Origin of the sequence: Baekduia sp. (assembly GCF_035318805.1) — a bacterium.
Lineage (GTDB): Bacteria > Actinomycetota > Thermoleophilia > Solirubrobacterales > Solirubrobacteraceae > Baekduia.
On record NZ_DATHDY010000105.1, the window covers coordinates 1 to 13,374 of the forward strand.

At 73.5% G+C, this 13,374-nt stretch carries 12 protein-coding genes; all 12 read left to right on the forward strand.

Annotation, left to right across the window (positions count from 1 at the left end; all coding sequences use genetic code 11):
• The coding region (gene carB, locus VK501_RS22130; protein ID WP_324341296.1) for a carbamoyl-phosphate synthase large subunit at nt 1–3,067 on the forward strand (3,067 nt) is incomplete at its 5' end.
• A complete protein-coding gene (locus VK501_RS22135; protein WP_349261052.1) occupies nt 3,064–4,122 on the forward strand; it encodes a quinone-dependent dihydroorotate dehydrogenase in 1,059 nt (352 codons plus the stop codon). The genes carB and VK501_RS22135, both read left to right, overlap by 4 nt.
• A gap of 288 nt (nt 4,123–4,410) precedes the next feature.
• Nucleotides 4,411–4,752, forward strand: a complete 342-nt coding sequence (gene mihF, locus VK501_RS22140; RefSeq protein WP_052179540.1) for an integration host factor, actinobacterial type — start codon at nt 4,411–4,413, stop codon at nt 4,750–4,752.
• A 92-nt stretch (nt 4,753–4,844) separates the two neighbouring features.
• Entirely contained in the window at nt 4,845–5,402 is a 558-nt protein-coding gene (gene gmk, locus VK501_RS22145; protein WP_324341300.1) for a guanylate kinase, read from the forward strand.
• Nucleotides 5,399–5,626, forward strand: coding sequence for a DNA-directed RNA polymerase subunit omega (gene rpoZ, locus VK501_RS22150; RefSeq protein ID WP_324341301.1), 228 nt, complete (start codon nt 5,399–5,401; stop codon nt 5,624–5,626). Before gmk ends, rpoZ begins: the two co-directional genes overlap by 4 nt.
• A 10-nt stretch (nt 5,627–5,636) precedes the next feature.
• On the forward strand, nt 5,637–6,896 hold the full coding sequence (gene coaBC / locus VK501_RS22155; RefSeq protein WP_324341303.1) for a bifunctional phosphopantothenoylcysteine decarboxylase/phosphopantothenate--cysteine ligase CoaBC: 1,260 nt from the start codon (nt 5,637–5,639) through the stop codon (nt 6,894–6,896).
• A gap of 112 nt (nt 6,897–7,008) precedes the next feature.
• The gene (locus VK501_RS22160) at nt 7,009–7,968 is read left to right on the forward strand and encodes an AAA family ATPase (protein ID WP_324341305.1); all 960 of its coding nucleotides are present in this window, start codon (nt 7,009–7,011) and stop codon (nt 7,966–7,968) included.
• 8 nt (nt 7,969–7,976) lie between these two features.
• A complete protein-coding gene (locus VK501_RS22165) occupies nt 7,977–9,098 on the forward strand; it encodes a DUF58 domain-containing protein (protein ID WP_324341307.1) in 1,122 nt (373 codons plus the stop codon).
• Nucleotides 9,095–11,407, forward strand: a complete 2,313-nt coding sequence (locus VK501_RS22170; protein WP_324341309.1) for a transglutaminase-like domain-containing protein — start codon at nt 9,095–9,097, stop codon at nt 11,405–11,407. The genes VK501_RS22165 and VK501_RS22170 overlap by 4 nt, the downstream gene beginning before the upstream one ends.
• 3 nt (nt 11,408–11,410) lie before the next feature.
• On the forward strand, nt 11,411–11,779 hold the full coding sequence (locus VK501_RS22175; protein WP_324341311.1) for a tetratricopeptide repeat protein: 369 nt from the start codon (nt 11,411–11,413) through the stop codon (nt 11,777–11,779).
• Nucleotides 11,780–12,361: 582 nt separating this feature from the next.
• Nucleotides 12,362–12,775 carry a ribosome maturation factor RimP gene (gene rimP, locus VK501_RS22180; protein ID WP_324341312.1) on the forward strand — a complete coding sequence of 138 codons (414 nt, stop codon included), beginning with the start codon at nt 12,362–12,364 and terminating at the stop codon, nt 12,773–12,775.
• 14 nt (nt 12,776–12,789) lie between these two features.
• Nucleotides 12,790–13,374, forward strand: a 585-nt coding sequence (locus VK501_RS22185) for a NusA N-terminal domain-containing protein (RefSeq protein WP_324341314.1), incomplete at its 3' end; no start/stop codon positions are given.

Sequence of the window (13,374 nt, forward strand, 5' to 3'; positions counted from 1 at the left end):
CGAGTTCGACTACTCCGGCGTGCAGGCGTGCAAGGTCCTGCGCGAGGAGGGCTACGAGATCGTCCTGGTCAACTCGAACCCGGCGACGATCATGACCGACCCGGAGTTCGCCGACGCGACCTACGTCGAGCCGCTGCTGCCGGGCCCGGTGGCCCAGGTGATCGAGAAGGAGCGCCCCGACGCGCTGCTGCCGACGCTCGGCGGGCAGACGGCGCTCAACCTCGCCAAGGCGCTGCACGAGGACGGGACGCTCGCCCGGTTCGGCGTCGAGCTGATCGGCGCCAACTACGACGCGATCAACACCGCCGAGGATCGCGAGCTCTTCCAGAACGCGATGGCCGCCGCCGGGCTGAAGATGCCGGCCAACGCGATCGCCACGACCGCGGCCGAGGCCGAGGCCGCGCGCGAGCGCATCGGCCTGCCCGCGATCGTCCGCCCGGCGTTCACGCTCGGCGGCCGCGGCGGCGGCATCGCCCGGACCGAGGAGGAGTACCGGACCGTCGTCGCCCGCGGGCTCGCCGCCTCGCCGATCTCGCAGGTCCTCATCGACCAGTCGGTGATCGGCTGGGGCGAGTTCGAGCTGGAGGTGATGCGCGACCACAACGACAACGTCGTGATCGTCTGCTCGATCGAGAACCTCGACCCGATGGGCGTCCACACCGGCGACAGCGTCACGGTCGCCCCTCAGCAGACGCTCACCGATCGCCTCTACCAGCAGCTGCGCGACCAGGCGATGGCCTGCATCCGCGCGGTCGGCGTCGAGACCGGCGGCTCCAACGTGCAGTTCGCGGTCAACCCGACGACCGAGGAGATCCTGGTCATCGAGATGAACCCGCGCGTATCGCGCTCCTCCGCGCTGGCCTCCAAGGCCACCGGCTTCCCGATCGCCAAGATCGCCGCCCGCCTGGCCGTCGGCTACTCGCTGGAGGAGATCCCCAACGACATCACGCAGGTGACGCCGGCGAGCTTCGAGCCGGCGCTCGACTACGTGGTGGTCAAGTGGCCGCGGTTCGCCTTCGAGAAGTTCCACGGCGCCAACGCCGAGCTGTCGACGCACATGAAGTCGGTGGGCGAGGCGATGGCCATCGGCCGCACGTTCGGCCAGGCGTTCATGAAGGCCATGCGCTCGCGCGAGCTGGACTCCACGCCGCAGCTCGACGCGCTCGACGCCGCCACGCTGCTGACGATGCTCGACCGGCCGACCTCGGACCGCTACGACATCCTGCTCGAGGCCTACCGCAAGGGCGCGACCCTGGAGCAGATCCAGGAGAAGACGTTCATCGACCCGTGGTTCCTGCGCGAGCTCGAGTCGCTGGCCGCCGATCCCGAGAAGCCGTTCGCCGGTGAGCGCTCCTACAAGGCCGTCGACACCTGCGCGGCCGAGTTCGCCGCCGAGACGCCGTACTTCTACTCGGGCTGGGAGCGCAAGGCCGCCCACGAGGTGCACCGGTCCCACCCACCCGACCGGCCCTCGGTCGTCATCCTCGGCGCCGGTCCCAATCGCATCGGCCAGGGCATCGAGTTCGACTACTGCTGCGTGCACGCGGCGATGACCGTCCGCGCGAGCGGGCGCGACGCGGTGATGATCAACTGCAACCCGGAGACGGTCTCCACCGACTACGACACGTCGGACCGGCTGTACTTCGAGCCGCTCACGCTCGAGGACGTGCTCGGCGTCATCGAGATCGAGCAGCCCGAGGGCGTCATCGTCCAGTTCGGCGGCCAGACGCCGCTCAAGCTCGCCCACGGCCTCCAGGAGGCCGGGGTGAACATCCTCGGCACGAGCGTCGACTCGATCGATCTGGCCGAGGAGCGTGGCCGCTTCGGCGCGCTGCTCGAGCGCCTGGGCTACGAGGCGCCGCCGTACGCGACGGCCTCGACGATCGAGGGCGCGCTGGAGGCCGGCGACGAGGTCGGCTACCCGTTGCTCGTGCGCCCGAGCTACGTGCTCGGCGGCCGGGCGATGGAGATCGTCTACTCGCGCGACGGCCTGGCCGACTACCTCACCCGGCACGCGGGCGGTCGCGACGGAGCCCGTGACATCTACCTCGACCGCTTCCTGGAGGACGCGATCGAGGTCGACGTCGACGCGCTCTGCGACGGCGACGAGGTCTGGGTCGGCGGCATCATGCAGCATGTCGAGGAGGCCGGCATCCACTCCGGCGACAGCGCCTGCGTGCTGCCGCCGCACTCGCTCGGACCCGACATGCTCGACCAGATCCGCGTGACGACGCGCGGCATCGCGCTCGGGCTCGGCGTCATCGGCCTGATGAACGTGCAGTACGCCATCCACAGCGGCCGTCTGTACGTCATCGAGGCCAACCCGCGCGCGTCCCGGACCGTGCCGTTCGTCTCCAAGGCGATCGGCGTGCCGCTGGCCAAGATGGCCGCGCGGATCATGCTCGGCGAGAAGATCGCCGACCTCGGCCTGCCCGCCGAGGACGCGCCGCTGGATCACGTCAGCGTCAAGGAGGCGGTGCTGCCCTTCGACCGCTTCGAGGGATCAGACGCCGTGCTCGGCCCGGAGATGCGCTCGACGGGCGAGGTCATGGGCGTCGCCCGCGACTTCCCCACTGCGTTCGCCAAGGCGCAGGCCGCCGCGGGCGCCGCGCTGCCCGACGGCGGGACGGTGTTCATCACCGTGACCGACAGCGACAAGCCGGCGGCGGTCGCCGTCGCGCAGCTGCTGCACGACCTCGGCTTCACGATCGTCGCGACGCGCGGCACTGCGGAGGCGATCCAGCGCTGGGGCGTGCCGGCCACGGTGATCAACAAGATCGCCGACGGCTCGCCGAACGTGGTCGACCTGATCGAGAGCGGCGAGGTGGACCTCGTGGTCAACACGCCGACCGGCTCGGGCGCGCGCACCGACGGCTGGGAGATCCGCCGGGCGGCGGTCGCCCGCGGCATCCCGGCGCTGACGACGCTCAGCGCGGGGCTCAGCGCCGCCCGCGCGATCGCCGCCGCGCGCCAGGGCGACGTCGGCGTGGTGTCGCTGCAGGAGCTGCACGCCGCCAGGACCGCCCCGGCCGCCTCGACCGTGGCCTCCGCCGGAGCCGGTTCCTGATCTGGCGGCTGCTCTTCGACCGCGTCCTGCGGCGCGTCGACGCGGAGACCGCCCACGGCTGGGGCACCGCGGCGCTGCGCCTCGGCCTCGGGACGCCGCTGGTGCGGCGGGCGGTCCGTCGTGTGCTGGCGCCGCGCGACCCGGCGCTGCGCGTCCGCGCGCTCGGGCTCGACCTGCCCAGCCCGCTGGGCCTGGCCGCCGGGTTCGACAAGGACGCCGCGCATGTCGACGCGCTGACCGCGCTGGGCTTCGGCTTCGTGGAGGTCGGCACGGTGACGGCGCTCCCGCAGCCCGGCAACGCCCGCCCGCGGATGGTCCGGCTGCCCGCCGACCGGGCGCTGGTCAACCGCATGGGCTTCAACAACGCGGGGGCCGAGGCGGCCGCCGCGCGCCTGTCGGCGCCGCGCGATCGCACCACGATCGTCGGCGTGAACATCGGCAAGACCAAGCGCGCGCCCGACGCGGCCGCCGACTACCGGGCGTCTGCCGCGCGGCTGGCGCCACTGGCCGACTACCTCGTCATCAACGTCAGCTCGCCCAACACTCCGGGCCTGCGCGACCTCCAGGCCGTCGACGCGCTGCGCGGGCTCATCGCCACGGTGCGGGAGGGGATGGAGCAGGCGCAACGCACGGTCCCGCTGCTGGTCAAGATCGCGCCGGACCTCGCCGACGACGACGTCGATGCGATCGCCGACCTCGCGCTGGCCACGGGCCTCGACGGGCTGGTGGCGACCAACACGACCATCTCGCGCGACGGCCTGCGGACCGACCCCGCGCAGGTCGCCGCCGCGGGCGCGGGCGGGCTGTCGGGCGCCCCGCTGGCCGATCGCTCGCTCGCCGTCCTGCGCCGGTTGCGCGAGCGTGTGGGGGACGACCTCGTGCTCGTGTCGGTCGGCGGCGTCGAGACGCCTGAGGACGCGTGGGCGCGACTGCAGGCGGGGGCGACGCTCGTCCAGGCGTACACGGGGTTCGTTTACAACGGGCCGCTGTGGCCCGCCCGCATGCAGCGCGGCCTCGCGCGGCTCGCGCGGGAGGCGCGTTCGGGCTCGCGATGACCGCGGTCGGCGGATTGCGCGTGTTTGCACAAGGACGCCGAGCTCCGACGCTTGGCTATGGCGGGTTGGCACACAGTGCCTGCAGGAACGCCGCAAACAGCGAGAGACGACCGTCCGGAGCTCCTCCGCACCGCTGACCGAAAGCTCGCTGACCGCGCGCAAAGTGCCTGCAAACTCCCGCGCCACCGTCAACCAGGGTGAAGAAGGGTCGACCTCAGGTGGAGGTCCAGCCGAATTGCTGGATCGCGCCTTGCTGGCGGCCCTTCGATGTGTAGTATCGGCGCCCCGATGTCGCCGGCCGCCAACTCGCCCACCAAGCACACGGCGGCACCCGAACGAAGCCTGAACCAGCGGATGGACGCCCTCCAGAAGGCGAACGTCATCCGCACACGTCGCGCGCAGCTCAAGCGCGATCTGAAGGCCGGTCGAGTGTCGATCCACCAACTGCTCCTCGAACCGCCCGAGTTCCTCGAGACCGCCAAGGTCTTCGACATGCTCTTGGCGGTCCCGAAGTACGGGCGCGTGAAGGCCAACAAGATCCTGCAGACCTGCCGGATCTCCCCGTCGAAGACCATCGGCGGTCTCTCCGACCGTCAGCGTGCCGAGCTCATCGGCATGCTCCGCAAGTAGCACCATCACATGCTGGCCGACGTCCGCCGTGCGAGCGAGCCCCTGGGCGAGCTCGCGCCCCGGAAGCCGAGCCGCTAGGCGAGGTCTTCCGCATGCCCGGGGTGTTCGTGATCACCGGCCCCTCAGGGGTCGGCAAGGGCACGCTGATCCGCCTGCTCCGCGAGCGGCTCCCGGATCTCGCGCTGAGCGTCTCGGCGACGACCCGCCAGGCGCGGCCGGGGGAGACGCAGGGCGAGCACTACCACTTCATCTCCGACGAGGAGTTCGCCCGCCACGTCGCCGCCGGCGACTTCGTGGAGTGGGCCGAGTACTCCGGCCGCCGCTACGGGACGCTGCGCGAGGAGCTCGACCGCCACACCTCCGGGGGCCGCCCGGTGGTGCTGGAGATCGAGGTCCAGGGCGCACGCCAGGTGCGCGAGACGCTGCCCGACGCGGTGCAGATCTTCATCCGCCCGCCCGACGACGACGCGCTGCGCGACCGCCTCGTGGGGCGCGGAACCGACGACGCCGACCAGGTCGCGCGCCGGCTCGAGGTGGCCCAGCAGGAGCTCGCCGCCGCGGGCGAGTTCGAGCACGTCGTGGTCAACGATCGGCTGGACGAAGCGGTGGATGAGCTGGCAGCCATCGTGCGGGGTACACTGGACCCGTGATCAGTCCCCGCATCGACAAGCTGCTCGACCACGTCGACTCCAACTACGCGTCGGTCCTCGTCGCCGCCAAGCGCGCGCGCCAGATCAACTCGTACTACCACAACCTGGGTGAGGGGACGTTCGACGAGTTTCCGCCGCCGATGGTCGACACCATCAGCAAGAACTACCTCACGATCGCGCTCGAGGAAGTCGCCGCGGGCAAGATCAAGTACCAGTACCGCTAGGAGCTGCTCCATGGCGCGCCTCCTGCTCGGCGTCAGTGGGGGCATCGCCGCGTACAAGGCGCTCGAGGTCGTTCGCCTGGCCACCAAGGCCGGCCACGCCGTGCGGGCGATCCAGACGCCGACGGCCCAGCGGTTCGTCGGCGCCGCCTCGTTCGCGGCGCTGACGGGCGCCCCGGTGCTCACCGACGAGTTCGAGCGCGACCCCGCTCGGGGCGCGTTCGGAGACCAGAAGCCGCCGTCGCACGACCCGGCCAGCCACCTGGAGCTCGTACGCAACGCCGACGCGTACCTCATCGCGCCGGCGTCGGCCAACACGATCGCCAAGCTCGCCCACGGGCTCGCCGACAACCTGCTCACCAGCGCCGCGCTGGCCGCGAGCTGCCCGGTGCTCGTCGCGCCCGCGATGAACCACCACATGTGGGAGCACCCCGCGACGCAGGCCAACCTCGCGCTCCTGCGCGACCGCGGCGTCGCCGTCATCGACCCGGGCACCGGCGCGCTGGCCACCAAGCACGAGTGGGGGACCGGCCGCCTGGCCGAGCCCGCCGAGCTGCTGGCGGCCGTCGAGGCGGTCGTCGAATTCGGTCCCGCCCACCCCCGTCCGTGGGACGGCCTGAAGGTGCTGATCACCGCCGGCGGCACGCGCGAGCCGATCGACGCCGTCCGCTACGTCGGCAACCGCTCGAGCGGCCGCATGGGCTTCGCCGTGGCCGAGGAGGCCGCCGCGCTCGGCGCCGATGTCACGGTCATCGCCGCCAACGTCCACCTCGCCCGCGATCCGCGCGTGCGCTACGTCGACGTCGAGACCGCCGCGGAGCTCGGCGCGGCCTGCGCCGCCGAGTTCCCGGTCGCCGACGTCCTGGTGATGGCGGCCGCCGTGTCGGACTTCCGGCCGGCCACGGCCGTCGACGGCAAGGTCAAGAAGACCGGCCGCGACGAGCTCGCGCTGGTCCTCGAACCGACGGCGGACGTGCTGTCCGGACTGGCCGCCCAGCGCCGCCCCGAGCAGACGCTCGTGGGCTTCGCCGCCGAGCATGGCGCCGGCGCGCTGGACTACGGCCGCGACAAGCTCACGCGCAAGGGGTTGGATGCGGTGGTGGTCAACGACGTCTCCCAGGCGGGGATCGGGTTCGACGCGGTCGAGAACGAGGTCACGATCCTCACCGCGTCCGGCGACGAGCACGTCCCGCGCGCTACCAAGGCCGAGGTCGCCCGGGCGATCCTCGGCACCATCGATCGCCTCCGCACGGACGCGGCGGCCCGATCATGAGCGCGCGGACGGCCTCGCCCAGGGGCTCGGCGTCCGGGCGGGAACTCGCCGCGAAGTCCTCGCCCAGGGGCTCGGACTCCGGAGGCTCCTTCCCGCGGCTTGGGGCGGCGCGATGAGCGCCGAGGAGCGGCTCGACGGCTCGGAGATCGCCCGCGCGGGGTTGCTGGCGCGGCGGATCGCCGAGGCCGTCCACGACGCCGTCGAGGTGCGCGACGAGGTCCTCGAGTACCTGCTGGTCTGCATCCTCGCCGAGGGCCACGTCCTCATCGAGGACCTGCCCGGCGTCGGCAAGACGACGCTGGCGCGCGCGCTGGCGCAGGTCACCGACCTCGGCTTCGCCCGCGTCCAGTGCACGGCCGACCTGCTGCCGGCCGACGTCGTCGGCACCAACGTCTTCAACCAGCGCGAGGATCGCTTCGAGTTCCGGCCCGGCCCGGTCTTCGCCAACGTCGTGCTCGTCGACGAGATCAACCGCGCGTCGCCCAAGACGCAGTCGGGCCTGCTGGAGTGCATGCAGGAGCGGCGCGTCACGGTCGACGTCCACTCGCACGAGCTGGCCCGCCCGTTCGTCGTGCTCGCCACGCAGAACCCGGTCGAGTTCGAGGGGACCTATCCGCTGCCCGAGGCGCAGGTCGACCGCTTCATGGCCCGCGTGTCGCTGGGCTACCCGACGCCCGCCGCCGAGGTCGACATGCTGCGTGCCCACGAGTCCGGCGACCGCGTCGAGCGGATGCAGCCCGTCGCAACCGCGGCCGACGTCGTCGAGGCGATCGACGCCGCGATGCGCGTGGTCGCGTCCGATCGCCTGCGCTCCTACGTCGTCGCGCTGCTGCAGCGCACGCGCGAGGACGGCCGCACCGAGCTGGGCGCCAGCCCCCGCGCCGGCCTGATGCTGCTGCGCGCCGCCAAGGCCCGCGCCCTGCTGCAGGGCCGCGACCACGCGCTCCCCGACGACGTGCAGGCGCTCGCGCGCGTGGTGCTGTCGCATCGGATCGTGCTCGCGCCCGAGGCGATGAACGTCACGGGCCAGCAGGTCGTCACCGACGCGCTGGCGGCGACGCCCGCGCTGTAGGGATCGCCGTGGAGGAGACCGCCCGTCCGCTCCTCCGCACCGTCGCCCTCGGCGTGCTCCTCGTGCTGGTCGCGGGGATGCTCGACGCCGAGCCGCTGTACGTCCCCGGCGGCGCGCTGCTCGTGCTGTCGGTCGGCAGCGCCGCGTGGGTCCTCGCGGGCGGCCGCGGCGTGCGGGTGACGCGGACGGTCGCCGTGACCCGGGCGATGGAGGAGGACCCCGTGCCGATCGAGCTGCGCGTCACCTCGCCGCGGCCGCTGCCGACCGGGGGCGTGCTGGACCCGCTGCTGCCGGCGCCGGCGCCGCTGGCCACCGGGCGGCGCCTGACGCGGGTGCGCATCGACGTGCGCTTCTCGCGGCGCGGGCTCAAGGTCCTCGCGCCGCCGCGCGTCGCGGTGCGCGACCCGTTCGGGCTGCTGACCCGGTTCGTCGGCGGGCCGGCTCCGGGCACCGACGAGGTGCTGATCCTCCCGCGCGTCGAGCCGGTCCGCACGCCGGGGAGCGGGGGAGACTCCAGCGGCGCCCTGCGCCTCGGCCGGCGCTCCTCGGTCGCCGCCGAGATCGAGCTCGACGGGCTGCGCCAGCATCGGCCCGGCACCCCCGCGTCGCGGATCTTCTGGCCGTCGCTGGCCAAGGGCGGCGAGCTGCTCGAGCGGCGGCTGCGCGCCGACAGCGACACGCGGCCGCTCGTCGTCCTGGATCCGCGCGGCGCCGCGAGCGAGGAGGACCTCGACGCCGCGGTGCGCGCCGCGGCGTCGCTGGCCGTGCACCTGGCGCGAGAGGGCGGCTGCGCGCTGCTGGTCCCCGGCGATCGCCGGCCGGCCATGCTGGACCCGGGGCTGGTCGGCTGGCCCAACGTGCATGCGCGCCTCGCGCTGGTCGACGGCGACTCGCCGCCGGCGCTCTCCGGCGTGGCCGCCCGCCGCGGACCGATCCTCTACGTCGCGGCGCGCCGGCTGACCCGCCCGCCGCGGGCGCTGGCCCACGCGCCGGGCGGCGGCCGCGTGCTGGTCGTGCCCGGGACGCTCGCCGGGCGGCACCCGAGCTTCACCGTCGCGGCCTGCTCGGGCTACGAGCTGTCCGACAGCCGTCATGGCGGCGGCGGCGCGTCGCGAAAGGCCGTGGCATGAGCGCCGCCGCGGCCGGCGCGGCGCAGGCGCCCCCGGGGCCGGGCTCCGGCGCGCGGGCCGTCGCGGCCGCGGGCTCGGAGGCCTGGAGCATCCGCCTCGCCGCGCTGAGCGCACTCGGCCTCTACGGAGGCGTGCACTGGGCGGGGATCGTCCGCCCCGGCGGGTCGGGGGACCTGCTCGGCATGTTCCTCGTCGCCGTGGTCACCGCGCTGCTGCTGCCACCGGCGCTGGAGGTGCGCGGCCGGATGCGGCGCGCCGGGGCGGTGCTCGCGCTGGTCATCGCGGCGCTCTGGGCGATCCTCGCCGTCGCGGGCGTTCCGCTTGCGGCGCTGCGCCCCGACCGCTGGGACACGCTGGTGGTGGGCATCGGCGACGCGATCGCCACGCTGCCGGCGCTGCGCGTGCCGTACCGCGGCCAGGACGTGCTCGTCCGTGCCGTGCTGCTCTCGGGTGGTGGGCTGCTGCTGGCCGTCGGCGCCTGCCTCGCGCTGCTGCCGCGCCCGCGGATGTTCGGCGCCGCCGTGGCGCTCGGCGTGCTCTACGCCGTGCCGGTCGTCGAGCACGCCCCGACGCATCCCTACCTCGACGGCTCGGTCTTCGCGCTGCTGCTCGGCGCGCTGCTGTGGGCCGACCGGCTCGGTCAGCGCGAGGCGCCCGTGGCGATCGGTCTGGCCGTCGTGGCGGTGCTGGCGGCGGCGATCGTGGCGCCGGCCGTCGACTCCAACCGGCCGTGGGTCGACTACGAGGCGCTCGCCGAGTCGCTGCAGGCGGGCAAGACCACCACCTTCACGTGGAACCACGACTACGCGCCGCTGACCTGGCCGCGCGACGGGGTCGAGCTCGCGCGCGTGCGCTCGCGGGGCGACCTGTACCTGAAGACGGCCGACCTCGAGGTGTTCCGCGACGGCGCGTGGAAGCAGACGCGCGAGGTCCTCGGCGGCGACGACGACACCGAGTTCGCCGGCGGCCATCCGGACTGGACCCAGACGATCCATGTCTCGATCAAGGGCCTGCGCAGCGAGCAGTTCCTCGGCGCGGGCACGACGATGCTGGTCACGCACTCCACCAAGCTCGTGCGCGAGGCGACGCCCGGGACGTTCGAGGCGGCGACCAAGCCGCTGCGCCGCGGCGACTCCTACGACGCGCTGGTGTACGTCCCGCGCCCGGGCACCGTCGAGCTGCACCGCGCCGGGACCGAGTACCCCAGCTACGTCTTGCGCCAGCTCACCGTCGACACGCCGGGCGGCGCGGCCAACGCCGCCGTCGGCCCCGTCGAGGTCCGCTTCCCGCCGTGGGGCGCGGGGATGGCGCCGAGCGCGCGGGGGCGCGGCGGCTTCATGTTCGTCAACCCCGATCAGGCGCTGGCGAGCGCCGGATTGGGCCGCTCCTACCAGCTGGCTCAGCAGCTGCGCGGCGGCTCGACCGACCCCTATGACTTCGTCACGAAGGTCATCGCCCGCGTCCAGCGCGGCGCCCGCTACACGGAGTCGCCGCCGCCTCCCGGGAAGCTGACGGCGCTCGACGCGTTCCTGTTCCGCGACCACGCCGGCTACTGCCAGCACTTCGCCGGCGCCACCGCGCTGCTGCTGCGCATGGGTGGGGTCCCGGCGCGCGTGGTCGCGGGGTTCGCGCCCGGGTCGCGCGACGGCAAGGACCACGTGATCCGCGACCTCGATGCCCACAGCTGGGTCGAGGCGTACTTCCCGCGCTACGGCTGGGTGACGTTCGACCCGACGCCGGGCGACTCGCCGGCGCGCTCCCAGCAGACCGACACGCGCAGCCAGCCGTCCACGGCGCCGTCGGCCGCGCGCACGACGCCCTCCACCGGCGACCGGACCTCGGACCCCGCCGCCGGCGGGGCCTCCGCGGCGACCGGCGGCGGCGGGACCGACCTCACGCTGCCGCTCACCGGTGTGGGCGTGATCGCCGGCCTCGCCGGCGCCGGCGCCCTGATGGCCGCGCGCCGGCGCCGGCGCCTGGAGCGCAGCGGCGACCCGGAGCTCGAGGAGCTGCGCATCGCGCTCGTCCGCTCGGGCCGCGCGCCGGAGCCCGACATGACGCTCGCGCGGCTGGAGCGGCTGCTGGCGGGCAACGACGGAGCGCTCGGCTACCTGCGCGCGCTGCGCCTGGCGCGCTACGGCGCGGGGTCGCCTGCGCCGACCGCCGAGCAGCGCCGCGCGCTACGCCGCGAGCTCGGCGCGGGGCTCGGCCTGCGCGGCCGGCTGCGCTCCCTGTGGGCGCTGCCGCCGCGTCCGCGGGAGCTGCTCGCCGCCCTTAAACCTCGCCGACGCCGGTCCTACACTGCTTGAGCCATGGACCAGCCAGGCGCCTACGAGTTGTTTCGTCAGGGCACCGAGCTCCTCGAAAGCGGCGACTTCCACGCCGCCACCGTCCCGCTGGGTCGTGCACGAGAGCTGGCGCCCGACAAGGACTCCGTCCGCGAGGCATACGGCCGCGCCCTCTTCGGGGCGCAGCGCTTCCGCGAGGCGGCCGAGGAGTTCGAGGCGGTGGTCGAGCACGCGCCGACCAACGACTACGCGCTCTTCTGCCTCGGCCGCTCGCTGCAGCAGATGGGCCGCCACGCCGAGGCGCGCCACCCGCTCGCGCTCGCGGCCAACCTCCAGCCGCACCGCGCGGACTACAAGAAGTACCGCGACAAGGCCCGTCGCCGCGCCGCCTGAGGGCCGCTCGTCGCGCCTGGACGCACCTCCGGCCGGAGCCGGTGCTGGCGCACGAGGCCCCGACCGTCGGCACGCCCAGACACGACGATCCGGGCCTCAGCCAGCCCGGCGCGCCGGGGGGCTGACTTGGTCCGGACGTCGCGGAGCTCCGTTCGGGCGCTCGGGCGGGACGCCCTCCCGGCCAGCACCCCGGAGGCGCCGGCAGACGGCGCTCGCGCCCGCCGCGGCGCACACGACGCCAGGCCCCGACGCCCGCGGCGCCGCACCCCGGGACGGACGGCAGACGACCACCAGCGCCCGACCGTCGGCGGGAGTGCGCACGGCCTCTCAGCCGTCGGCGTCGCGCCCGGCGCAGGAGGTGACTTCCGGCGTCCTCGAGCACACGCGCGCACCCGTTCCGGCGGCACCCGAGTTGGTGCTCTACGACCCCCTGCAGGAACCCCTTCACGGCGCTTGTGGCACTCGGCTCGTGCCCAGGCATGGTGCTATCCTCGCGTGACAACTTCCGTGTTGGCGGGCAGCCGCCGACGATGTACAGGGAGCGGGCGTGAGCCCGCTCTTTCATTTGAGAGGGGAGGGTTGATGAGCACCATCCAGAGCGACATCGAGGCGAAGCTCGCCGAGCGCGAGCCGGATGTCGAGGTGCTGCTCGCAGACGTCAAGGGCGATCTCGTCGAGCTCTACATCGACCATCCCGACGGCGTGACCCTCGAGCTGTGCGAGCGCGTCACGCACGCGCTTCCCGAGCTGCTCGAGGAGTACGGCCTGACCGTGTCGTCGCCCGGCATCGAGCGCCCCCTCAGCAAGCCGGATCACTACCGCCGCTTCATCGGTCGTCGCGCGCGGGTTCGCACCCGCGAGGCGACCGACGGCCACAAGTCATTCACCGGCGAGCTCGTGGGAGCTTCCGAGACGGAGGTGACGATCGCCGCCGACACCGGCGTCGTCTCCATCCCGTACGACGCCATCTCCCGATCCAACCTCGTCGAGTCCTAGGAGCATCGAGCACCATGTCCCGCGAGATCCTGGATGCCATGACCGCGCTGGCGCGCGAGAAGGGCATCTCCCCGGAGAAGCTGATGACCGCGCTGGAAGATGCGCTGCTGTCGGCCTACAAGAAGCTTCCCGGCGCCGCCCGCTACGCGCGGGTGGAGGTCGACAGCGAGACCGGCGACTTCGTCGTCATCCGCTACCGCATCCCCAAGGACCTCGAGGCGGAGCTCATCGGCGAGACCATCGCCGAGGAGTCCTACATCGACCCGGAGACGGGCGACCGCGTCGAGCCGCAGGATCCGGAGATCGACCCCGCGAAGTTCGAGCAGTACCGGGAGCGCATCGAGGAGATCGACGACACCCCGGACGACTTCGGGCGCATCGCCGCGCAGACCGCCAAGCAGGTCATCCTGCAGCGGATCCGCGAGGCGGAGCGCGACATGATGTTCGAGGAGTTCCAAGACCGCGTCGGCGAGCTGATCACCGGCATCGTCCAGCAGTCGGACTCCCGCTACACGCTCGTGCAGCTGCGCGACCGCGTCGAGGCCCTGCTGCCCAAGAGCGAGCAGGTCGACGGCGAGCGCTACGACCACGGCCAGCGC